This is a genomic window from Rhizobium sp. SRDI969 (assembly GCF_025152725.1).
GTDB lineage: Bacteria > Pseudomonadota > Alphaproteobacteria > Rhizobiales > Rhizobiaceae > Rhizobium > Rhizobium leguminosarum_I.
In genome coordinates, this window is the sequence record NZ_CP104035.1 from 3,505,001 (window position 1) to 3,527,486 (window position 22,486).

Here is a 22,486-nt window from a genome sequence, read left to right on the forward strand (position 1 = left end):
TCGCTGCCGAAGCGAAAATCTATCTGATGCTCAACAAGCCCCGCGGTCTCGTCACCACCCGCCACGATCCCGAAGGCAGGCCGACGGTCTATGATTGCCTCAGGGATTTCGACATCCCGCATCTCTCTCCGGTCGGCCGGCTCGACAAGGCAAGCGAGGGCCTGCTGCTTTTCACCAACGACACCGAATTCGCCCAGATCCTCCTCGATCCGGTCACGCATGTGACGAAGACCTATCATGTCCAGATCGACCGGATCATGGAGGATGAGGACATTGCCGCCATGACATCGGGCATCCGCCACGACGGCGAATTGCTGACGGCGACCGCCGCGCGGCGCCTGCGCCAGGGCGACAGGAATTCATGGGTCGAGGTCGAGCTCGACGAGGGCCGCAACCGCCAGATCCGCCGCATGCTGGAGGCGCTGGGAACCGAATGCCTGCGCCTCGTGCGCGTCGCAATTGGCGGGCTCGAACTCGGTGAACTGCCAAAAGGCGCCGTGCGTGCGCTGAGCGAAGCGGAATTGCAGGCGCTACGCCGGAGAACCGGCATGGAAAGGACGAGACGCAATTGACTGCTGCGATGGAAATGGCGCCGCACGATTTCTGGCAGGAGCTTCATCCGCCCGGCACCTTTGCCGGCAATGGGGAATTTACCTCCTTCTATGTCGCCGCGCTCGAGGACGGCCGTCAGCTTCGCCTGCCGATCCGTGTGCTGGCCGATGGCGATCACGCCCTCGCCTCGCTGATCGTCAACCAGGCAAGCTTCGCCGTGCTCGATGCGCTCGCCGAACGCCTTGCCGAAAAGATCAGGCCCATGCGCATCGATGTCGTCGCCGGCATGCCAACGCTCGGCCTGACGCTGGCCGCCGCCGTGGCGCAGAAACTCGGCCATAGCCGCTACGTTCCGCTCGGCACCTCGCGTAAATTCTGGTATCGCGACGAGCTCTCCGTTGCCCTGTCTTCAGTCACCACGCCGTCACAGCAGAAGCGCCTCTATATCGATCCGCGCATGCTGCCGCTGCTTCAGGGACAGCGCGTCGCACTCATCGATGACGTCATTTCCAGCGGCGCCTCGATCGTCGCCGGCCTTCATCTGCTGACAGGCTGCGGTATCGAACCCGTCGTTATCGGTGCCGCCATGCTGCAATCGGAGCGGTGGCGCGACAGCCTCGCAGCCGCCGGGCCGCAATGGAACGCGCGCACCGTGGGCGTCTTCGCAACCCCCATTCTGGAGCGGAACGCCATGGGCCGGTGGCAGGCACCACCAGCCGGACGTGAGATATGAGGATTGTTCAATCTCTGCCTGAAAGCGCTCTGTACAGCGCATGAAGAACGATTACGGTCCGCCTGATCGATGAAACAACGGACCCGCCCATGTCGTTCGATGCGCTCGCCAAGGCGACCGGAACCGGCTTTCGCTTCTTCGATTTCGCCTATGTCGGCCTGCGGGCGATACCCGATCGACTTGACTTCCCCAGCAATGAAACTAGAGCAGGAAGTCTTCACCCAATAATGAAGGACAGTCGAGCGCCGTGCGAATTCTCTCCGAAGCCCATTTCCCGGAATTGCCCAACTATTACCGCGGTAAGGTGCGCGAGAATTACGATCTTCCGGACGGACGCCGCATCATTATAAGCACCGACCGGTTGAGCGCTTTCGACCGCATCCTCACCAGCATCCCCTATAAAGGCCAAGTGCTGACGCAGACGGCGCGCTACTGGTTCGAGGCGACGAAAGACATCTGCCCGAACCACGTTCTCGACTATCCCGATGCGAATGTCGTCATCGGCAAGCGGCTCGACATCCTGCCGGTCGAGGTCGTCGTGCGTGGTTATCTCGCCGGCACCACCGGCACCTCGATCCTGACGCTTTATAAAAAGGGCGAGCGCGAGATGTACGGCATGCGTCTGCCCGACGGTATGCGCGACAACCAGGTCCTGCCCGAACCCGTCATCACGCCGACCAGCAAGGAATTCGACGGCGGTCACGATGAACCGCTGACGCCGGCCGAAATCGTCACGCGTGGCCTTCTCACGAAAGAGCAATGGCAGACGCTGTCGACATATGCGCTCGCCCTCTTTGCCCGCGGCCAGGAGATGGCGGTGAAAAGCGGCCTGATTCTGGTCGATACCAAATACGAGTTCGGCACTGATGGTGACGGCAACATTATCCTCGCTGACGAGATCCACACGCCGGACAGCAGCCGCTACTGGCTTGCCGAAAGCTATCCGGCAAGCTTTGCCGCCGGGAAACGCCCGGAAAGCTTCGACAAGGATTTCGTCCGCGCCTGGGTGGCGGAGCGTTGCGATCCCTATAAGGACGAGATCCCGGAAATCCCCGCCGAACTGATCGAGCAGACCTCGGCCGTCTACATCAAAGCCTACGAGGCGATCACCGGTGAGCGTTTTGTTCCAGACAACAGCGGCGAGACGCCGCTTGCTCGTGTCCGAGCCAACCTCGCCCGCTATTTCCCTTGAAAAGACGAACGCGAAGGCCGCCAAGCCGTTCACCGGCTTGCGACGTTTCACCCATCGCGCTAGAGCGCCGCGCGTCCGAGAGGACGCTCTATCACTTTGAATTGGCGCATAATCCTTCCCGAAAATCGATTCCGATTTTCGGGGTTATGCGCTAGCATCAAAAAAAAGGGGTATCGGGCTCAGCCCGGCGGGGAACAAATGGCAAGAAGGCCAAGACGCAAGGCCGAGGAAACGCGGGAAGACATTCTCTCCATGGCGGAGATGCTGTTTCGCGAGCGGGGCTTCGTCGCGGTGTCGATCGCCGATATCGCCGGCGCGCTCCACATGTCGCCCGCCAATGTCTTCAAGCATTTCCGCTCCAAGGTCGCGCTGGTCGATGCGATCGCCGGACGCCATCTCGACGATGCCGCCGAGCGCTTCGCCGCCTGCGATGAGAAGCTGCCGCCAAAGGAACAACTGCTCCGCTTCATCCTGCGCCTGCTGGAAAGCCACCTCCAGGACATCCAGAAGAACCCTTATATCTTCGAAATGGTACTCTCGACGATCGAAGCCAAACTCGAGGCCGGCAATCGTTACCGCGCCCGCATCGAAGCGAAGCTCGGCGAGATCATCCGTGAAGGCATGGCGGAGGGACGTTATCATTGCCGCCATCCCGAGAGCGCGGCGCGTACCGTTGCAGACGTCCTGGCCTGCGTGCTGCACCCTGTCCTGATCGCTCGCGACGATAAGGAGACCCTTGTTCACCGCGCCGAAAAAATCGTGTGTTTCGTCGATGCCGCACTGCAAAATAGCGCTTGCTAAGTGATGATTGTTGAATTACGTCACTTCGTAAAGCTTTTGTTAAATTCGGATAACGGCATTTGAAACCAATCCTGATGCTTGTACAAGCCTGTGCTCGGCCCAGCCGAGCGCTGGATCGAGCGCATAGATTGAATGGCGAATGCTACCGCACAGGAATTCAGCATGATACGGCGTGCCCTCCTCGTTCCCTCGGCCCTGGCATTCGCAGCCCTTCTCGCCGCCTGCAGCGACAGTGGCTCCAAGCCTGCGGGCAATGCGGGCGCAGGCGCGGCACAGCAGGCTGCCCCGGTCGGCGTGATCGCGTTGACGAAGGGCACGTTCCCGATCACCACCATCCTGCCTGGCCGTGCCGAGACATTTCAGACCGCCGATATCCGGCCGCAGGTGAGCGGCCTGATCCGCGAGGTCGCCTTTAAGGAAGGCGGCGAGATCAAGAAGGGCGACCTTCTCTACCAGATCGAGGATGCACCCTACATAGCCGCCGTCGAGCAGGCCAAGGCGGCAATCTCCAAGGCGCAAGCCAGCGTACCGAGCGCTGAAAGCAATCTCGACCGCTACCAGCGCCTCGTCGGCAGCGGTGCCACCCAGATCGAATTCGAAACGGCTAAGACGACGCTGCTCCAGGCCAAGGCCGAAGTCGAGTCGGCGAAGGCCGCGCTTTCCGCCGCACAGATCGACCTCGACCATACCAGGATCGTCGCCCCTTTTGATGGCATCATCGACCAGACGGCCGTTAATGTCGGCAACGTCGTCTCTGCCAACCAGACGACGGCGCTGACGACCATCCGCCAACTCGATCCGATCTATATCTCGCTGACGGAATCGAGCACCAACCTGCTGAGGTTGCGCGATGCGATGGCCGCCGGCAACATCGAGGGTGCGGAGAACGTCGCCTTCCACCTGATCCTCGAAGACGGCAAGGAATACAATCAGCAAGGCAAGCTCGACATGTCGAAGCAGGTCGTCAGCGAGACCACTGGCACCTTCATCATTCGTGTGCTCTTTCCCAATCCCGACCGCATCGTGCTGCCCGGCATGTATGTCCGCGCAACCGTCGAGCTCGGCGCCGAGGCCGGTTATGCGCTGCCGCAGCTGGCGACAAGCCGTGACGCCAACGGCCGGCTGACGGCACAATTCGTTTCCGCCGACGGCGAGGTCGAAACCCGCGCCTTCGAGAACAGTTCGCCCTCCAACAATTCCTGGCTCGTGACCGAAGGCATCAAGGACGGCGATCAGCTGATCGTCACCGGCCTCCAGTCCGTCACGGTGGGCATGCCGGTGAAACCGGTCCCGATGAAAATCAATGACAACGGCGTGGTCGTGCCTGCCGAACAGCCTGCGGCCGGTGACGCTGAGAAGGCTGCAGCGAAATAATCGCTTCAGGCCCGCATCGTCACCGTCCCAGCCGCACAGGAACAACCGATGGCCAAGTTTTTCATCCGACGTCCAATTTTCGCCTGGGTCATTGCGATCACCATCATGCTCGCCGGCCTGCTGGCGATTTTCACCCTGTCGATCTCTCAATACCCCGACATCGCCCCGACGACGGTTCGCATCAACGCCACCTATCGCGGCGCCAGCGCCGAGACGGTCGAGAAATCGGTGACGACGATCATCGAAGACGGCATGACCGGCCTCGACGACCTCACCTATATGACCTCGACCTCGTCGACCGGGTCGGCCAACATCCAGCTCACTTTCGGAACCAGCATCGATCCTGACATCGCCCAGGTGCAAGTGCAGAACAAGCTGCAGCTGGTCCAGTCGCAGCTTCCGGGCGACGTCATCGATGCCGGCATCAGCGTGACGCGCTCGACCTCGAGCATCCTTCTCGTCGGCTCGCTTGTTTCGACCGATGGCAAACGCAACTCCGTCGACCTCGGCAATATCATGTCGACCTCGATCGAGGATCAGATCCAGCGCCTGGAAGGCGTCGGCAGCATCAATGTCTTCGGTTCGGGATACGCCATGCGCGTCTGGCTCGATCCGTTCAAGCTCTTGAAATACCAGTTGACGCCGAGCGATGTGACGTCTGCCATCCAGGCCCAGAACACCCAGGTCTCCGTTGGCTCGCTCGGCGCCCAGCCGACGATCCCCGGCCAGCAGATCAACGTCACCATCACCGCCCAAAGCCAGCTGACCACCGTCGCCGATTTCGAGCACATTATCCTGAAGGTCGAAAAGGACGGCGCGACGGTGCGCTTGAGCGACGTCTCGCGCATCGAGATCGGTCAGGAGAGCTATGGGGGGAGTTCGCGCTACAACGGCATGCCTTCGAGCGGCTTTGCCGTCAACCTCGCAATCGGCGCCAACGCGATCGATACCGCCGCCCGCGTGCGGTCCGCACTCGATGTCATCGGCCGCACTCTGCCGGAAGGCGTAAAGATCACCTATCCCTATGACACGACACCCTTCGTCGAACTGTCGATCGAGAAGGTCGTGCATACGCTGATCGAGGCAATCGTGCTCGTCTTCGTGGTGCTGCTCGTCTTCCTGCAAAATCTGCGCGCCACGCTGATCCCGACCATCGCCGTTCCCGTGGTGCTGCTCGGCACCTTCGGGGTGCTGGCGGTCACCGGCTACTCGATCAATACCTTGACGATGTTCGCCATGGTGCTTGCGATCGGCCTTTTGGTCGACGATGCGATCGTCGTCGTCGAAAACGTCGAACGCATCATGTCGGAAGAGAAGCTTTCGCCGCTCGAAGCGACGGAGAAATCGATGGGCGAGATCACCGGCGCCATTGTCGGCATTGCGCTCGTGCTGACCGCCGTCTTCATTCCGATGGCCTTCTTCGGCGGCTCGACAGGCATCATCTATCGCCAGTTCTCGATCACCATCGTATCGGCCATGCTGCTGTCGGCACTCGTTGCGATCGTGCTAACGCCGGCGCTCTGCGCCACGATGCTGAAGCCGGTCAGCGAACACCGGAAACACCGGGTCGGCGACTGGTTCAACCGCAACTTCACGCGCTCGACCAACGGCTATGTCAGGACCATCGGCTATCTCCTGAAGCGGCCGATCCGCGTCATGCTGGTCTTTCTTCTCGTCGGCACCGGCTGTGCCTATCTATTCACCCGGCTGCCGAGCTCTTTCCTGCCGCAGGAAGATCAGGGCGTGCTGCTGACCATCGTCACCACGCCGCCTGGCTCGACCACGCAGCAGACCCAGGCCGTCGTTGAGAAGGTGGAAAACTATTATCGCCAGAATGAGAAGGATGCCGTCGAATCGGTCTTCGGCGCCCTCGGCTTTGGATTCAACGGCTCCGGCCAGAACAGCGCCATCGTTTTCACCAAGCTCAAGGATTTTTCGCTGCGCACCGATCCAAATCTGAGTGCTCAGTCGGTTGTCAGCCGGGCGCTTCGCAGCTTCTTTGCGATGCGCGAGGCACAGGTCTTCGCGCTCCTGCCGCCGGCAATCCAGGGCCTCGGCGTGTCGAGCGGCTTCTCGATGTATCTCGTCGATACCGGCGGCCACGGCAACGACGCTCTGACGGCAGCCTCCAAGCGGCTAATCCAGATGGGCAACAGCTCGGGTAAAGTCGTGGCGCTGCGCAGCAGCAACAAGGAAGTCGAGCCGCAGATGCGCATCGTGCTCGATCAGGAAAAGATCGGCGCCATGGGCGTCGACATCGCCTCGGTCAATTCGATGCTGTCGATCATCTTCACCGGCCGCGACGTCAACGACTTCACGTTGAACGGCGAGATCAAGCCGGTCTATGTCGAGGGCGATGCGCCCTTCCGCATGCAGCCGGACGATCTCAACCACTGGTACGCCCGCAACAATGACGGCGAAATGGTGCCATTCTCCGCCTTTACCCGCACCGAGTGGGTGAAGGGCGCGCCCTCGCTTGCCCGCTTCAATGCCGTCAGCGCCATTCCGCTTGACGGCGCTGCCGCACCCGGAGTTTCTTCCGGCGATGCGATGAACGAAATGGAAGCCCTGACCAGTGAGCTCGGCGGCGGTTATACGGTTGCCTGGCAGGGCATCTCCTATCAGGAACGGCTTTCCGGTTCGCAGGCGCCGATGCTCTATGCGATCTCGGTTCTCGTCGTCTTCCTCTGCCTGGCAGCGCTTTACGAAAGCTGGTCGATCCCCTTCTCGGTGATCATGGCGGTGCCCGTCGGCATCCTCGGAGCGTTGACGGCGGCAACCCTTTTCGGCCAGGCGAACGACGTCTATTTCAAGGTTGGCCTGCTCACCACTATCGGGCTGGCGGCAAAAAACGCCATCCTGATTGTCGAATTCGCCAAGGATCGCATGGAAAGCGGCATGGGGCTCTACGAGGCGACATTGGAAGCAGCGAGATTGCGCCTGCGGCCGATCATCATGACTTCGCTTGCCTTCATTCTCGGCGTCGTGCCGCTGGCGATCGCGACAGGCGCGGGCTCGGCGGCACAGAATGCGATTGGTATCGGCGTTCTCGGCGGCATGCTGGCGGCGACGATGCTCGGAATTTTCTTCGTGCCGTCGTTTTTCGTCGTCATTCGACGCATCTTTGCCACACGCGGCAAAAATGCGGCAGGACTGTGATATAAATGCACTGTGATATTGCTGTTCCCGTTGCTACATTGCGCCCGACTGCTTCGGAATGGTGTTTTTGGTAGAACGAGGCGCGGCGGCCGATAGTGAAGCATGAAGCTTCGGACAAGAATTGACTTGCTCGAGTACAGGATGAAATGAATGGTATCTCTTCGTTTTGCCACACCGGCATTATTGTTATTGTTGTCGGGCTGCGTTGTAGGCCCGGATCATGTTCCTCCTGAGATGCCGCTGCCCGCCAAATTCGGAGAGGGTGGGACCAAGAGTGATGGCGATGTTGCTACTGCAGCATGGTGGACCGCCTTCAAGGATCCAAGACTGAACGGCTACGTCAAGGCCGGCCTCGATCAGAACCTGACAGTTCAACAGGCGATCGAAAGAATCAATGCAGCTTCCGCAAACGTGACCACTGCCGGCGCCGGCGGCCTGCCGAATTTGAATGTCGGCGCCTCGCAGACGGTCAGCGGCCAGAAGGGCGAGCTGCGCACGCAGTTCGACACGCGCAATACCAGTGCCGGCGACGTCCAGCTGAGCTGGCTGCTCGATCTCTTCGGGCTCTACAAGCGCAATACGGAGAGCGCGCTTGCCTCGCTCGATTCCGCTTACGCATCGGCTGACGTTGCCAGGCTGACCCTCATACAGGACCTTGTCTCGAGCTATATCGACGTTCGCTACTTCCAGCAGCGTCTAGCGCTTTCGAAGACCAATCTGAAGTCCCGTCAGGAAACCTACGAGCTGACCAAGTTCCAGCTGGAAGCCGGCGCCGCCTCGCGTCTTGACGTCGTTCAGGCCGAAGGCCTGGTGCAGTCGACGCTCGCCGAAATTCCCGGCCTCGAAACCAATATCCGCGTATCGGCCCATCACATCGCCACGCTGCTCGGCCTGCCGGCTTCGGCTCTTGTCGATGAATTGCTGAAGGGCTCCGGTCAGCCGGTATTCCGCGGCGGCATCACCTCCGGCATCCCGGCCGACCTGATCCGCAATCGTCCGGACATCCGCGTCGCGGAACGTGATCTTGCCGCCGCAACGGCCAATATCGGCGTTGCCCAGGCGCAGCTTTATCCGAGCATCTCGCTTAGCGGCTCGATCTCGCCGTCTTACATCAACCAGCGTGGCATCCATGGCGGCCTGACGCCATGGTCCTTCGGCCCGACGCTCAACCTGCCGATCTTCGATGGTGGCCGCCTTCGCGCCAACGTCAAGTCGGCACAGTCCGATGCCGCCACTGCCTATCTCAACTGGAAATCGACGGTGCTGACCGCGGTCGAGCAGGTCGAGAATGCGCTCTCGGCCGTCCGGCGTGACGCGCAAACGGTCGCGGCGCTTCAGGCCCAGGTGAAGACCACGCAGGAAACGCTGGAACTTTCGACTGCATCCTACAAGGACGGCGCCTCCTCGCTGCTCGACGTTCTCGACGCGCAGCGCCAGGTTTCGCTGGCCCAGGCAAGCCTTGCCGCATCCGTCCAACAGATGGCCAAGGACTATGTCTCGCTGAACATCGCGGTTGGTGGTGGCTTCGCCCCCGGCGGCAAGACGACCGCACCGGCGGCGAAGGTTGTGGCTGTCAAGGGCTGACAGCTGCCGCAATCGACTTGAGAAGTACAAAGCCTCGCGATAGCCTCGCGGGGCTTTTTCTTGCCTGCGGCGTGCCGCAATCGAATAATTGCGATAAGATGCATTTGGATTCGACATGCAGAAAAAGCTGAGCTATCACTCTGATTAAACGATTAATCAGAGTGATCGTCGATCATGGCAGCACCGCGCCCGGGACCGAACCTCAGCAGGATAGCAACGTCGCTCGGCGTCTCCGTCGCGACGGTCTCCAATGCGCTTTCCGGCAAAGGCCGGGTCTCCGGCCAATTGGTCGAAAGAATTCGCGAGCATGCGGCGGAACTTGGTTACGTCCCGAGCCAGGCCGGCCGGGCGCTACGGACCGGCCGCAGCGGCGTTCTCGGCCTAGTGCTGCCCGATATCGCCAATCCGCTGTTCCCGAAGATCGCGCAGGCGATCGAATTTGCTGCGTCCGCCGCAGGTTACGGCGTGCTGATCGCCGATTCCCGCGGCGATGTCGCCGCCCAGACCGAGGCGATCAACCGGCTGGCCGAGCGCGGCGTCGACGGCATGGTCATCATTCCCCGCCGCGCCACCCGCATTTCGGCAGCGGCCTGTCCGGTCGCCATCATCGATACTCCCTCGACGCCTGGAAACACCGTTGCCGCCGACCATTGGCAGGGCGGCCACGAAATCGCCGTTCATCTCGCGGGCCTCGGCCATCGCCGTATCCTCATCATCGGCAACAATCAGGAATCCAACGTCCAGAACGACCGCGCCGGCGGCATCCGCTCCGGCATGCGCCCGGGCATGCATTCGGAAACCCTGTGGATCGACCGGCTGGAGCGGGAGAACGGCAGTGGCTGCCCGCTCGGCCTCGCCGAAAAAGTCAGACAGGGTTTCACCGCCTTCGCAGCCCTCTCCGACCTGCAGGCGTTGCGGGCGCTGACGGAGTTGCAGCAGGCTGGCATCAACATTCCCACTGACGTCAGCGTCACCGGTTTCGACGACCTCATCTGGTCGCCTGTTGTCACGCCGTCGCTGACGACGGTCCGGATGGACATGGATAGGATTGCCGAAATTGCCGTATCGGCGCTGGTGGATACTATAAAAACAAGCACCATCCGCAAGGGCATGCTCGTTACCGCGGAGATCGAACGCGTCGCCATGCAGCTGATCGTCCGCCAATCATCCCGGCCTGCGAAGCCGGCACCAAAAACCTCAGAGATGGAGAAAATGTGAGATGAAAAAAGCCTTCATTGCCTCGGCAGCACTCCTCCTCGACACCGCGCTCGGCCCGATCAAAGCCGAGATCGATGCATGCCTGCCGTCGCACGAGACCGGCAGTGCACTCATCTTCGATCTGCCGGTTGCAGGTGCTGCAAACCTCAAACGTTTCGGGTGAAATCATGGGCGTCTGGATCGACACCGATATGGGCTTCGACGACATCGCCGCCATTCTGGTGGTGGTGCAGTCGGAATTCGAGATCGACGGCGTATCGCTGGTCTTCGGCAATACGCCTCTGGCGCAGGTAAAGGTGAACGCCGCCGGCGCCGCCAGTGCCTTCGGCTGGAAGTTTCCCATCCACACCGGCCGCGCCATGCCCGTGCTCGGCAAGCTCGAAACCGCGCAGACGATCCTCGGCGAAACCGGCATCCCGACATCAGGCAAGAGCCTGCCGAAGGTGGCGGCCCTTGCCGACAGCGATGCCTTCGCAGCACTCTGCCGTTGGCTGGAGCGCCAGGGCCAGCACCGTATCCTGGCGCTCGGGCCCCTCACCAACATCGCCGCCGTGGCGCTTGCCCGGCCCGATCTTGCCGCCCGTATCACCGAACTCGTCTGGATGGGCGGCGGCGTCACCAGCGGCAACCATACGGCCTCCGCCGAATTCAATGCGCTCGCCGATCCCGAGGCCCTCTCGATCGTCATCGCCCATGGCCTGCCGCTGCGCATGGTCGATCTCGACCTCTGCCGCAAGGTGCTGGCAAGGCCTGAGGACACCGAACCCATGCGCAATGCCGGCGGCGCCAATGCAGAGCTGATCACCGATATGTTCTCGGCCTATATCCGCATCGGCACCAGCCGCGGCCGCCCGGCCATGGCAATCTACGACCCCTCTGCGGCCGTCGCCTTCGTAGCCCCTGATGTCGTGAGCTTCCGTCCCGCCCGCATCGACGTCGAGCTGCAGGGTGCCCTCACCCGTGGCCGCACCATCGTCGAGACCCGCGCCACGCATGCGACCTTCAATGCCCAATTCGCCGCCGACATCGATGCCGACACGGCGCGTGTTATCATTCTCGCCGCTTTGGTCGACGAGGCCCGCAAATGAACGCCACCCCTCGTCAGGAACCCGCCGATCTCAATGATCCCGCCTTGCGCGCCCGCGCCGTCACTGCAGCGCGCGGCGACGCCCCTTTCGACGTGCTGATCACCGGCGGCAGGCTGCTCGATGCGGTAACGGGCCTAATCCGGGAAGCCGATGTCGGCCTCGTCGGCGCGCTGATATCAAGCGTCCATGCCCCGGCAAGCCGAACGGATGCCATCGAGACCATCGATGCTTCGGGCCGCATCCTGACGCCCGGCCTGATCGACACGCACATGCATGTTGAAAGTTCGATGGTGACGCCGGCCGAATATGCGAACGCCGTCTTGCCGCGTGGCGTGACGACGATCGTCTGGGATCCGCACGAATTCGGCAACGTCCATGGGCTCGACGGCGTGCGCTGGGCGATCGAGGCGGCGCGCGGCCTGCCACTGCGCGTGATCCTGCTCGCGCCCTCCTGTGTGCCTTCCGCGCCAGGCCTGGAAATTGCCGGCGCCGATTTCGATGCTGCCGTCGTCGCCGAGATGCTGCGCTCCTCCGCCGTCGGTGGCGTCGCCGAAGTGATGAACATGCGCGGCGTCATCGACGGCGATCCGCGCATGACCGCCATCGTCAATGCCGGCCTTGCCGCCGGCAAGCTCGTCTGCGGCCATGCCCGCGGCCTCGAAGGCGCCGATCTCAACGCCTTCATGGCATCGGGCATCACCTCCGACCACGAACTTACCTCCGGCGCCGATCTCCTTGCCAAGCTTTCCGCCGGCCTGACGATCGAGCTGCGCGGCTCTCACGACCATCTGCTGCAGGAGTTCGTCGAAGTGCTGAACGGTCTCGTCCACCTGCCTCCCACCGTCACGCTCTGCACCGACGACGTCTTTCCCGACGAACTCCAGGAAGGCGGCGGCCTCGACGACGTCATCAGGCGCATGGTGCGCTACGGCATGAAGCCGGAATGGGCCATCCGTGCAGCGACCTTCAATGCCGCACAACGTCTGCAGCGTCCCGATCTCGGCCTTGTCGCCGCCGGCCGCCGCGCCGACATCGTGCTCTTCGACGACCTCACGGAATTCCGCGCGCGGCTGGTCATATCAGGCGGCCGTATCGTCGCCCGCAACGGCGGCATGCAGGTGGCCGTCCAGCAGATTGATACGGCGCCGCTTGTCAATTCGATGAAGCTGCCGCCGCTGACCGAGAATGATTTCCGCATTCCGGCCCAGGGCGAGCGCGTCCGCGTCGCCACCATCGACCGCCCGCGCTTCACGCAATGGGGCGAGGCCGAAACCGAAGTGAGGGACGGTTTCGTCGTGCCGCCGGTCGGCAGCGCCATGATCTCCGTCGTCCATCGCCACGGCAAGACCGACAGCATCCCGCGCATCGGCTTCCTCACCGGCTGGGGTGAATGGCGCGGCGCCTTCTGCACCACGGTTTCGCATGACAGCCACAACCTCACCGTCTTCGGTGGCAATGCGGGCGACATGGCGCTCGCCGCCAACGCCGTCATATCAGCCGGCGGCGGCATGGCGGTCGCCAAGGATGGGCGGATCGAAGCGATGCTGCCGCTACCGCTCTCCGGTCTGGTGACGGAGGCATCACTGAAGGACACCGCCTTGGCCTTCGTCCGCATACGCAGTGCAATGGAAAAGATCGTCGACTGGAAACCACCCTATCGGGTCTTCAAGGCCTGCTTCGGCGCAACGCTCGCCTGCAATGCCGGCCCGCATCAGACCGATCGCGGCATTGCCGATGTTGTAATGGGGACAGTGACGGAGAGCGCGGTGCTAGAGGTTCTGTAAGCCAAAACGCACATATGATATGACGATGGCGTGCCGTGTGGCCCCATCCGTCTGCCGTCTCCTTCTTCCCGCTGGGAAGAAGAGACTCGCCGCAACGTATCGATTCCCCTTCTCCCCATGGGGAGAAGGTGCCCGTAGGGCGAATGAGGGGCGGCAAACGCCGGAGCTTACCCTTGCAACTCCCGCTCCACCAACGCCACCCAATAAGCCGCTCCATAGCCAAGCGCGGCATCGTTGAAATCATAAGCCGTATTATGGTGCAGCGCCCCGTCCATCGCCGGACCGTTGCCGAGCCAGACATAGCAGCCCGGTGCATTCTGCGCGAAGAAGGCGAAATCATCTCCCGCGGTCGATGGCGGAAAGCTTGTCCGCACCTTCTCATTAAAGACCGCACCAGCCGCACCAAGCGCCCGCGCCGTCGCATCCGCATCATTGACGACAGGCGGAATTCGCCGCTCGAATGCATAGTCCACTGCGATTCCGTACATGGCCGCGGTACCTTGCGCCAACCGGCCGATCTCGGTCTCCAGCTGATCGCGCACCTCAGGCGAATAGGCCCGCGCCGTTCCGCCAATCTCGACGATATCAGGAATGACGTTCAGCGCCTTCGGGTCGCCCGCCTGCAGGAAACAGGCGCTGACGACCGCCGGTTGCAGCGGATCGATCACCCGTCCGACAATCGTCTGCAGCGATGACAGGAAGGTGCCGGCGGCCGTGATCGGATCGCGGCCGAGATGCGGCTTGGCGCCATGCGTGCCGGTCCCGCGGAAGGTAATCCGCCAACTGTCGGAGGAGGCAAGCTGCGGTCCCTCGACCACGGCGATCTCATCGACCGCAAGCCCAGGCATGTTGTGCAGCCCATAGACGGCATCGCAGGGAAAAAGTTGAAACAGCCCCTCCTCGACCATGCGCTTCGCTCCGCCGCGCCCCTCTTCGGCCGGCTGGAAGATGAAATGCACCGTACCGGAAAAATTCCGTGTCGCCGCCAGATGCCGGGCGGCGCCGATGAGCATTGCGGTATGGCCGTCATGGCCGCAGGCATGCATCTTGCCTGATACTGTCGATTTATAAGGCCGCTCCGCCATCTCAGGCATGGCAAGCGCATCCATGTCGGCGCGGAGCCCGATCCTGCGCGTGCCGTTGCCGATCTGGAGCGTACCGACCACGCCAGTTCCACCGAGCCCGCGATGCACTGTGACACCAGCCTCTTCGAGAAGCTTCGCGACGATGCCGGCGGTGCGTTCCTCCTCGAAACCGAGTTCGGGATGGGCGTGCAGATCGCGGCGCAGGGAGGTGAGAAAAGGCAGATCGTCCTTGATCCGGGCGGGGATGCTCATCGGGCAATGCTCATGGGCCTGGATATCCTGTAAAGCGAAACGGGCGCCCAACCGGCGCCCGCGTCAGACCATCCGTTGTTCATCAAACGGCCCACAAGTTCAACCCTTCAGGCTTCCTCGACGAACACCTCCTCGCGCTTCTTCTTGATGCTCGGCAGGAAGACGACGATGAGGACGGCGGCCGCAATCGCCAGGAGAATGGCGCTGATCGGTCGCGTTACGAAGGTCGTGGGATCGCCGCGCGACAGGATCATGGCGCGACGCAGGTTCTCCTCGAGCAGCGGCCCCAGCACGAAGCCGAGCAGGAGCGGCGCCGGCTCGCAACGAAGCTTCGCCAGCACATAGCCGATGAGCCCGAAGAAGGCGACGGCATAGAGATCGTAAACATTGGCGTTGACGCTGTAGACCCCGATCGAGCAGAAGGCCATGATGACAGGGAAGAGCACGTAGTAGGGCACGGTCAGCAGTTTCACCCAGAGCCCGATCAGCGGCAGATTGAGGATGACCAGCATCAGGTTGCCGATCCACATTGAGGCGATGATGCCCCAGAACAGCGCCGGCTGTTCGATGGCGACATTCGGCCCCGGCACGATGCCCTGGATGATCATCGCACCGATCATCAGCGCCATGACAGGATTGGCCGGAATGCCAAGCGTCAGCAGCGGAATGAACGAGGTCTGGGCGCCGGCATTGTTTGCCGATTCCGGTCCTGCGACGCCGGCAACCGCACCCTTGCCGAATTCCCCCGGCGTCTTCGACATCCGCTTTTCCACCGTATAGGAGGCGAAGGAGGCAAGGATGGCGCCACCGCCTGGCAGGATGCCGAGCGCCGAACCGATCGCCGTGCCGCGAATGATCGGTGCGATCATCTCCTTGAATTCCTGGCGGGACGGCAAGAGGCCGGTGACCTTGGCCATCAGCACCGTACGTGTCGACTCGCCCTCGAGGTTGCGCAGGATTTCGGCAACCCCGAATACGCCGACGGCAAGCGCCACGAAGTTCAGACCGTCGGCATATTCGCGGATGCCGAGCGTGAAGCGCGGCGTGCCGGTATAGATGTCGGTGCCGACCAGGCCAAGTAGCAGCCCGAGCGCCACCATGGCCAGCGCCTTGACGACAGACCCGTGCGCAAGAGCGATCGAGGAAACGAGACCGACGATCATCAGCGAGAAATATTCCGCCGAGCCGAATTGCAGCGCGATTGCGGTGAGCGGCGGCGCGAAGATCGCGACGAGGAAGGTCGACACGGTGCCAGCGAAGAACGAGCCGAGCGCCGCGATCGCAAGTGCTGCCCCCGCCCTGCCCTTGCGGGCCATCTGGTAGCCATCGATCGCGGTCACCGCCGAGGAAGATTCGCCCGGCATGTTGATCAGGATCGCCGTCGTCGAGCCGCCATACTGTGCGCCGTAATAGATGCCGGCGAGCATGATCAGCGAGGAGACTGGTTCGAGCTGGAAGGTGATCGGCAGGAGCATGGCGATCGTCGCCGTGGCGCCGATGCCGGGCAGCACGCCAATCAGCGTGCCGAGCAGCACGCCGATCAGGCAGAAGAGTAGGTTTTCCGGAGTGCCGGCTGTTGCAAAGCCGAGCGCGAGATTGCTGAAAAGATCCATCATCGCCTCCTAGAACCGGACCCAGGGGCCGAAGCGCTCGAACGGCAGGCCGAGCCCGTAGCTGAAGACCGCCACCGAAAAGATCGTCAGCAGCAGCGAGAGGATGATCGCGAAGAACACGTTCATCTTTTGCGATGCGAAGCAGGCGATGAAGGCGGTGAGGAACAGTGACGGTGCAAATCCGAGACCGCGCACCGTCAGCCCGAAGAACACCGGTGCCGGCAGGATGAAGAGCATGCCGCGCCAGGCAAAGGGGTCGATAGGCTCGCCCTCGACGCGGAGTGCCTGAATGAAGATGATCGCGCCGAGAAGCACGAGCACACCGGCAAGCACCAACGGAAAATAGCCAGGCCCCATGCGCACTGCCGTGCCGAGGTCGAGCCCCAGCGACTGGATGGCGAAGAAAGCACCGGTCGCGACGAAAAGCGCACCGCAGATCGCATTGGTGGTATCGAAACTGATGGACTTCATGGTGTCTCCTGGGGTTGGAGATGATTGATGTGACGCGGTCACAAAGAAAGTAGCCCCTCATCCGCCTGCCGGCACCTTCTCCCCGCGCGCGGGGAGAAGGGGATACGCCGCAGACCTCTCGCCCTTTCCCACCGTTGTGTTAGGCAGGTCCCTCTCCCCGCACGCGGGAAGAGGGTTAGGGTGAGGGGCTTGGCCAGCACGCCCAGGATGCGGGTATACTCTCAGTCGGCATACTCGCCGGCGGCCTCTATGATCGGCTTCCAGCGGGCGATCTCGCTTTCGAGCTTGGCCTTCAGCGCAGCCGGCGTCGCATCGGCGTCGGAGGATGGCGCCGTGCCGAGCTCGGCGAAGCGGGCGCCGACATTCGGATCCTTCAGCGCGACTTGCAGCGACTTCGACAGACGTTCGTTGATCTCAGCCGGCGTGCCCTTCGGCGTATAGATGCCGTGCCAGATGCCGACTTCAAAACCCGGCAGCCCGGCTTCGACGGCCGTCGGAATGTCCTTCATCACGTCGAGCCGCTTGGGCGAGGTCACGGCATAGGCCTTGATCGTGCCGCCCTGAATCTGCTTCGTCGTGTTGGTCGTCTGATCGCACATGACATCAACCTGACCGCCGAGCAGATCGGTCATGGCAGGGCCGGTGCCCTTGTAGGGAACGGTCGTGAGCGGCGTCTGGATGGCGCTCATGAACATCATGCCGCAGAGATGCGAGGCCGCGCCGATGCCGGCATTGGCGACCGTCACCTTGTCCTTGTTGGCCTTGATATAATCGATCAATCCCTTGAGGTCGGCAGGCTCCATGTCCTTACGGGCAACGATCGTCATCGGCACCTCTGTGACGAGGCCGACATAGTCGAAGGCGCCGAGCGTGTCGTAGGCGAGCTTGCGGTAGAGCGTAGCGCTGGTCGCCATGCCGATATGGTGCAGCAGGATGGTGTAACCGTCGGGATCGGAACTCGCCACGCGGCCCGCGCCGAGCGTGCCGCCGGCGCCGCCGACATTTTCGACGACGATCTGCTGGCCGAGATCCTTCGACATGGATTCGGCGACCAGGCGCGCGACGGTGTCGGTGGGGCCGCCGGCCGCAAAGGGCACGACCATGGTGATGGTGCGCTCGGGATAGGTCTGCGCCGAAGCGACGCCGACGAGAAGAGAGACCGCGGCAGCCGCGGTCAGGCCGAGCATGGCCTTCAGAATTTTCATCGTTTCCTCCCTGATGAAATAAGCGAGCCCGCCGACACATCCTCCGCGCCGGGGATGACCTATTTGCCGCCGGGAAAAATCGACCCGCAATCATTGCAGCCGCTTTCGAAAGACGATTTTGCGACAGTGCGATGCAGCATGGGTCGATTTGGAAACAAACGGCCGGTGCGATGGGTGGAAATCCACCCATCGCGCTATGACGTCTGCCTTCATTTTTTGGGAGGCAGCACCACTTCGCCGGTTTCGATCAGCGACTTGAGGTTCGAGAGAATGCGTGGCCAGCCGCCGGAAACGGCGTTGATAAGCTTGGAATTCTCGACCGCAATGGAATGGGTCACCGTCAGCTTGGTAGCCGTATCGTTGACCGCCTCGATCTCCATCACGCATTGCGAATAGCCCTCGGCCTTCAGCTCCGGCATGAACTCGTTCCGCCATTTCAGCACGAGCCGTTTCGGCGGATCGCATTCCAGGATCTCGCCGATGTCGGCGACCGATCCGTCCTCGAACAGAAGCTTCCAGGCGGCGCCCGCTCGCCACTCGGTCTCGAAGTGGGCGCCGAGCCAGAATTTCTTCATGAACTCGGCCGTCGTCAGCGCCGCCCAAAGCTGCTCCGGCGTCGTGCGAATAAAGGTGACATAGTTATATGTGCTGCCAGCCATGATGATACTCCTTTTTGGCGAGGACAAGATGCTCCCGATGGCCAGGCCGCGGATCTAGTGGCCGCCCTCGCCTTCGAGGGTCTGCTTCAGATCGGCGAGCGCATTCAGCTGCTGCCGCTCGAATTTGTTGATCCATCGTTGCGCGATCTCGTTGATCGGCACGGGATTGATGAAGTGCAGTTTCTCCCGGCCCTGGCGCTTGGACGAAACGAGGCTCGCCTCCTCCAGGATCGCAATATGTTTGGCCACGGCCTGGCGCGTCATCGCAAGCCCCTCGCAGAGCTCAGCCAGAGTCTGGCCGTTCCTCGCATACAGCCGATCTAGCAACTGCCGCCGGCTCGCATCTGCCAGAGCCCGGAAAACTGCGTCATCATCCATGTCTTTATACGGAACCATTTGGTTGCCTATTTTTCTTCCTTATAGGCAACCAAATGGTTGCATGTCAAGTCGTAAAATGTGGCTGGTATACATGCGCCGTTAAAAGGGGCGCTGACTTTCGGTTGTCAGCATTCGCTTGTCGAGACCGTATTTCTGCATCTTTTCGTAGAGTGTTTTCCGGGAAATGCCGAGCGACTCATAGACCGGCCTGAGGCTGCCGCCATGAGCCACCAGCGCGCTGGCAATGACCCCCCGTTCGAATTCGGCGACACGCTCCGCAAGCCCGGTCGCTTCCTCTGCCTGTGGCCCGCCATCATCGAGACCGAGGACCAGACGGTCGGCGGCATTCCGGAGTTCGCGCACGTTGCCGGGCCAGTCGCGCTGAGCGATGTCGGAAATCACGTCCGGCGGCACCGCCATCTCATCGCGGCCGTAGCGGGCGGCCGCTTCCCGCACCAGTTGCAGGAAAAGCAGCGGAATGTCCGACCGCCGCTGCGACAGCGACGGCACATGCAGCGTCGCAACGTTCAGCCGGTAGAGGAGATCGGCGCGAAAGCGGCCGGCCGCCACTTCCGCTTCCAGATCCACCTTGCTGGTCGCGATGAAGCGCACGTCGAGCGGTACGATCTCGTTCGATCCGAGCCTGGAGATCACCCGCTCCTGCAGCACCCGCAGGAACTTCGCCTGCAGGTCGAAGGGCATGGAGCCGATCTCGTCGAGAAGGATCGTGCCGCCGCGCCCATGTTCGAACTTTCCATAGCGCGGCCTTACCGCGCCCGGAAAGGCTCCCACCTCATGGCCGAAGAGTTCGCTCTCGATCAGGTTTGCCGGAAGTGCGGCGCAATTGATCGCGATGAACGGCCGGCTCGCCCGGGCGCTGATGTCATGGAGCGCCCGCGCCACCACTTCCTTGCCGGCCCCCGTTTCCCCGACGATAAGCGTATCGGCATCGCTCGCCCCGATCGCCCGGATGCGATAGCGCAAATCCACCATCACCTGCGTGCGCCCCGGCAGCCGCGCCTCGATATCGTCGCGCTTGCCGGCGACCGCCTTCAGCAGCCGGTTTTCGAGCACGAGGCCGCGCCGCTCCATCGCCCGGCGGATGACGCCGGCGAGCATCTCCGGCGTGAACGGCTTCTCGATGAAATCATAGGCGCCCTCGCGCATCGCCTTCACCGCAAGCTGAACGTCGCCGTGGCCGGTGACGAGAATGACCGGCACCTCCGGGTCGAGCTCGCGGATCTTCTGCATCAGCGTCATGCCGTCCATGCCGGGCATGCGGATATCGCTGACGACGACGCCGGGAAAGCTGTAGCCGATCAGCTCCAGCACGTGGTCGCCGTTCGAATAGGTCTCGACACTGAAGCCGGAGAGCTCCAGCGCCTGCGCCGTCGAGCGTCGCAGTTCCTCCTCGTCGTCAACCAGCAGGATCTTTGCATCGTTCATTCCGCTGCCTCCGGCATCAGCCCTGCCGCCGATTGCAGCTCGATGCGGAACACCGCGCCCCCTTCGGGATGATTGGCAGCTGTAAGGCTGCCACCGAAATCCTTGATGATGTTATAGGAGATCGAAAGCCCGAGGCCGAGCCCCTTACCGACACCCTTCGTCGTGAAGAAAGGGTCGAAGATGCGCTCGGCGATTGCGGCTGGCACGCCCGGTCCATGGTCCCGCACCGTCAGCACCACCTTGCCGGCTTCATCGAAGGCCGAAATCTCGATGCGCCGGTCATTAAGCCCTTCCACCGCATCGGCCGCATTCGAGATCACGTTGACCAGCACCTGCTGCAGCCGCACCGAACCGGCGCGCACCACCGGCGGACGCGGCCCGAGATCGAGCAGCAGTTCGGCATCTGCCGCCTTCAGCCGCCAGGCGATGATCTCGAGCGTGTCGCGCATCGCCTCGTCGAGGGAAACGGGGCCGAGCTTCTCGTTCGGTTTGCGGGCGAAGTTGCGCAGGTGACGGCTGATCGACGCCATCCGGTCGATCAGCCCGCCGATACGCCGGATATTGTCCCGCGCCTCTTCCGTCCGTCCACGGTCGATGAGCACCGAGGCGCTGTCCGTATAGGTCTTGGCCGCGGCGAGCGGCTGGTTGAACTCGTGCGAAAGAGCAGCCGACATCTGCCCGAGACCGGCAAGTTTTCCGGCCTGGATCAGGTCGGCCTGCGTTTGGCGGAGCTGCTGCTCGGTCTGCCGCCGCTCGGCGATCTCCTCTTCGATACGGCTGTTGACTCGGGCAAGATCGGCCGTGCGCTCCTCGACACGTCGTTCCAGCTCGTTGCGCGCCTCGGCCTGCATCTGCATGCGGTCGGCAAGCCGCGTCCGCCGCTGGCGCAGAACCGCCACCGTAAGCCCGGCGATGCACAGGATGAGAAAGACGGCCGCAAGCGCCGTGCGCGCCTGGGTGCGGATGGAACTCGTTTCCATCAGCACGTTCACCGTCCAGTCCTCAGCCGGCATGTAATGCGAGAGCACCAGATATTCGCTCGAGCCGCGTTCGCCGGCCAGCGTCATCAGCTCATGCTGGTCGAAGTGGTGTCGCGTCACTGGCAGCGCCGTCAGCCTGGCATTGGCATAACGCCGCGACGCCTCGGTGCGGGCGATGCGATCGGCCGTCAGCGGCAGGATGGCGCCGTAAAGCCATTCCGGGCTTCCCGACATGAAGATGATGCCCTCGGGATCGGAGACGAAGATCTTGTATTCGCCGCCGCCCCAGGAGGATTCGATCATGTCGATATCGACCTTGAAGACGATGACGCCGCGAATATCCGCGCCGGTCCGGATCGGTGCGGCAAAATAATAGCCGCGCTTCAGCGAGGTGGTGCCGAGCGCGTAGAACCGCGCCTGCCGGCCCTCGATCGCATCCTGGAAATAGGGCCTGTAGCTGAAATTCTGTCCGACGAAACTTGCAGGTCTATCGTAATTGCTGGCCGCGATCGTCTCTCCATCCGGCTTGACCACATAGATGTCGGAGGATTTCAGCAGTCCGTTGATCGCCTTGAGATAGAGATTGGCCGCATCGCGCAGCGCCTCATCCTCGGGCGCGCTCACCAGCTCCTTGATATCGTCGTGATCGGCGATCAGCGCCGGTAGCGCCTCGTAGCGGTTGAGATGGCCGCTGAGTGCCGAAACGGCAAGGCGCAGCGCCGTTCCCGCCTGCGCCGAAGCCTCCCCCATATAGACGCGCGTCGCAATCGCACTTCCATAGGTGAAGAAAGCGAAGATGATCAGCGGCACGACCAGCAACGCCGCTATCGCACGATATCTCGAAGACAGAACCGGCTCCTCCCTTCCTGCCTCCACTCCCCAGCGAGGCATGCCCCATGGCACCGAGTTTAG

General features: G+C 62.3%; 18 protein-coding genes and 1 pseudogene (1 of these 19 only partly in view). 11 read left to right on the forward strand and 8 right to left on the reverse strand.

The annotated features are described in order from the left end of the window. The 11 genes and pseudogenes from N2A41_RS17490 to N2A41_RS17540 all read left to right on the forward strand — a co-directional run. Positions 1-572 carry the 3' portion of a pseudouridine synthase gene (locus N2A41_RS17490; protein WP_260109349.1) on the forward strand. It extends 235 nt beyond the left edge of the window, so only the last 572 of its 807 coding nucleotides appear in the window; its start codon lies off the left edge, out of view; its stop codon occupies positions 570-572. A gap of 14 nt (positions 573-586) precedes the next feature. Then, positions 587-1,285, forward strand: coding sequence for a phosphoribosyltransferase (locus tag N2A41_RS17495; RefSeq protein WP_260111067.1), 699 nt, complete (start codon positions 587-589; stop codon positions 1,283-1,285). Positions 1,286-1,532: 247 nt separating this feature from the next. After that, positions 1,533-2,477: a phosphoribosylaminoimidazolesuccinocarboxamide synthase gene (locus N2A41_RS17500; RefSeq protein ID WP_260109350.1), complete on the forward strand. Its 945-nt coding sequence runs from the start codon at positions 1,533-1,535 to the stop codon at positions 2,475-2,477. A gap of 198 nt (positions 2,478-2,675) precedes the next feature. Continuing rightward, entirely contained in the window at positions 2,676-3,278 is a 603-nt protein-coding gene (locus tag N2A41_RS17505; RefSeq protein ID WP_017968048.1) for a TetR family transcriptional regulator, read from the forward strand. Between the two features lie 162 nt (positions 3,279-3,440). Continuing rightward, positions 3,441-4,652 carry an efflux RND transporter periplasmic adaptor subunit gene (locus N2A41_RS17510; protein ID WP_260109351.1) on the forward strand — a complete coding sequence of 404 codons (1,212 nt, stop codon included), beginning with the start codon at positions 3,441-3,443 and terminating at the stop codon, positions 4,650-4,652. Positions 4,653-4,700: 48 nt separating this feature from the next. After that, positions 4,701-7,811 (forward strand): efflux RND transporter permease subunit, encoded by a 3,111-nt coding sequence (locus N2A41_RS17515; RefSeq protein ID WP_017968050.1) that lies wholly within the window; start codon positions 4,701-4,703, stop codon positions 7,809-7,811. Between the two features lie 150 nt (positions 7,812-7,961). Continuing rightward, a complete protein-coding gene (locus N2A41_RS17520; RefSeq protein ID WP_162118810.1) occupies positions 7,962-9,395 on the forward strand; it encodes an efflux transporter outer membrane subunit in 1,434 nt (477 codons plus the stop codon). 174 nt (positions 9,396-9,569) lie between these two features. Beyond that, positions 9,570-10,613, forward strand: a complete 1,044-nt coding sequence (locus N2A41_RS17525) for a LacI family DNA-binding transcriptional regulator (protein ID WP_260109352.1) — start codon at positions 9,570-9,572, stop codon at positions 10,611-10,613. A gap of 34 nt (positions 10,614-10,647) precedes the next feature. Next, positions 10,648-10,776: pseudogene (locus N2A41_RS17530) on the forward strand (ABC transporter ATP-binding protein); the annotation flags it as partial. A gap of 4 nt (positions 10,777-10,780) precedes the next feature. After that, the gene (locus N2A41_RS17535) at positions 10,781-11,701 is read left to right on the forward strand and encodes a nucleoside hydrolase (RefSeq protein WP_260109353.1); all 921 of its coding nucleotides are present in this window, start codon (positions 10,781-10,783) and stop codon (positions 11,699-11,701) included. Beyond that, complete coding sequence (locus N2A41_RS17540; protein WP_260109354.1) at positions 11,698-13,485, forward strand: adenine deaminase; 1,788 nt, start codon at positions 11,698-11,700, stop codon at positions 13,483-13,485. Before N2A41_RS17535 ends, N2A41_RS17540 begins: the two co-directional genes overlap by 4 nt. Before the next feature lie 167 nt (positions 13,486-13,652). Here the strand turns inward: N2A41_RS17540 and N2A41_RS17545 are convergent, their stop codons facing one another. The 8 genes from N2A41_RS17545 to N2A41_RS17580 all read right to left on the reverse strand — a co-directional run bounded on the left by N2A41_RS17545 (position 13,653) and on the right by N2A41_RS17580 (position 22,465). After that, complete coding sequence (locus N2A41_RS17545; protein ID WP_170257756.1) at positions 13,653-14,822, reverse strand: M20 aminoacylase family protein; 1,170 nt, start codon at positions 14,820-14,822, stop codon at positions 13,653-13,655. Between the two features lie 107 nt (positions 14,823-14,929). Then, on the reverse strand, positions 14,930-16,435 hold the full coding sequence (locus N2A41_RS17550) for a tripartite tricarboxylate transporter permease (protein WP_017968057.1): 1,506 nt from the start codon (positions 16,433-16,435) through the stop codon (positions 14,930-14,932). Positions 16,436-16,444: 9 nt separating this feature from the next. Beyond that, positions 16,445-16,906, reverse strand: a complete 462-nt coding sequence (locus N2A41_RS17555) for a tripartite tricarboxylate transporter TctB family protein (RefSeq protein ID WP_017968058.1) — start codon at positions 16,904-16,906, stop codon at positions 16,445-16,447. Between the two features lie 221 nt (positions 16,907-17,127). Then, positions 17,128-18,111 carry a tripartite tricarboxylate transporter substrate-binding protein gene (locus N2A41_RS17560; RefSeq protein WP_017968059.1) on the reverse strand — a complete coding sequence of 328 codons (984 nt, stop codon included), beginning with the start codon at positions 18,109-18,111 and terminating at the stop codon, positions 17,128-17,130. Between the two features lie 209 nt (positions 18,112-18,320). Then, on the reverse strand, positions 18,321-18,770 hold the full coding sequence (locus tag N2A41_RS17565; RefSeq protein ID WP_162118817.1) for an SRPBCC family protein: 450 nt from the start codon (positions 18,768-18,770) through the stop codon (positions 18,321-18,323). Between the two features lie 54 nt (positions 18,771-18,824). Then, positions 18,825-19,148 carry an ArsR/SmtB family transcription factor gene (locus tag N2A41_RS17570; RefSeq protein WP_162118818.1) on the reverse strand — a complete coding sequence of 108 codons (324 nt, stop codon included), beginning with the start codon at positions 19,146-19,148 and terminating at the stop codon, positions 18,825-18,827. Between the two features lie 99 nt (positions 19,149-19,247). After that, positions 19,248-20,594, reverse strand: coding sequence for a sigma-54-dependent transcriptional regulator (locus tag N2A41_RS17575; protein WP_162118819.1), 1,347 nt, complete (start codon positions 20,592-20,594; stop codon positions 19,248-19,250). Continuing rightward, positions 20,591-22,465, reverse strand: coding sequence for a sensor histidine kinase (locus N2A41_RS17580; RefSeq protein ID WP_260109355.1), 1,875 nt, complete (start codon positions 22,463-22,465; stop codon positions 20,591-20,593). The genes N2A41_RS17575 and N2A41_RS17580 overlap by 4 nt, the downstream gene beginning before the upstream one ends. Positions 22,466-22,486: the final 21 nt, after the last annotated feature.

Bases quoted from the DNA above. Each gene is read 5' to 3' on its own strand.
- N2A41_RS17560 (WP_017968059.1), bottom strand. From the start codon at position 18,111: ATGAAAATTCTGAAGGCCATGCTCGGCCTGACCGCGGCTGCCGCGGTC.
- N2A41_RS17495 (WP_260111067.1), top strand. From the start codon at position 587: ATGGCGCCGCACGATTTCTGGCAGGAGCTTCATCCGCCCGGCACCTTT.
- N2A41_RS17570 (WP_162118818.1), bottom strand. From the start codon at position 19,148: ATGGATGATGACGCAGTTTTCCGGGCTCTGGCAGATGCGAGCCGGCGG.
- N2A41_RS17510 (WP_260109351.1), top strand. From the start codon at position 3,441: ATGATACGGCGTGCCCTCCTCGTTCCCTCGGCCCTGGCATTCGCAGCC.
- N2A41_RS17505 (WP_017968048.1), top strand. From the start codon at position 2,676: ATGGCAAGAAGGCCAAGACGCAAGGCCGAGGAAACGCGGGAAGACATT.
- N2A41_RS17555 (WP_017968058.1), bottom strand. From the start codon at position 16,906: ATGAAGTCCATCAGTTTCGATACCACCAATGCGATCTGCGGTGCGCTT.
- N2A41_RS17535 (WP_260109353.1), top strand. From the start codon at position 10,781: ATGGGCGTCTGGATCGACACCGATATGGGCTTCGACGACATCGCCGCC.
- N2A41_RS17565 (WP_162118817.1), bottom strand. From the start codon at position 18,770: ATGGCTGGCAGCACATATAACTATGTCACCTTTATTCGCACGACGCCG.
- N2A41_RS17540 (WP_260109354.1), top strand. From the start codon at position 11,698: ATGAACGCCACCCCTCGTCAGGAACCCGCCGATCTCAATGATCCCGCC.
- N2A41_RS17520 (WP_162118810.1), top strand. From the start codon at position 7,962: ATGGTATCTCTTCGTTTTGCCACACCGGCATTATTGTTATTGTTGTCG.
- N2A41_RS17575 (WP_162118819.1), bottom strand. From the start codon at position 20,594: ATGAACGATGCAAAGATCCTGCTGGTTGACGACGAGGAGGAACTGCGA.
- N2A41_RS17550 (WP_017968057.1), bottom strand. From the start codon at position 16,435: ATGGATCTTTTCAGCAATCTCGCGCTCGGCTTTGCAACAGCCGGCACT.
- N2A41_RS17580 (WP_260109355.1), bottom strand. From the start codon at position 22,465: ATGCCTCGCTGGGGAGTGGAGGCAGGAAGGGAGGAGCCGGTTCTGTCT.
- N2A41_RS17515 (WP_017968050.1), top strand. From the start codon at position 4,701: ATGGCCAAGTTTTTCATCCGACGTCCAATTTTCGCCTGGGTCATTGCG.
- N2A41_RS17545 (WP_170257756.1), bottom strand. From the start codon at position 14,822: ATGAGCATCCCCGCCCGGATCAAGGACGATCTGCCTTTTCTCACCTCC.
- N2A41_RS17525 (WP_260109352.1), top strand. From the start codon at position 9,570: ATGGCAGCACCGCGCCCGGGACCGAACCTCAGCAGGATAGCAACGTCG.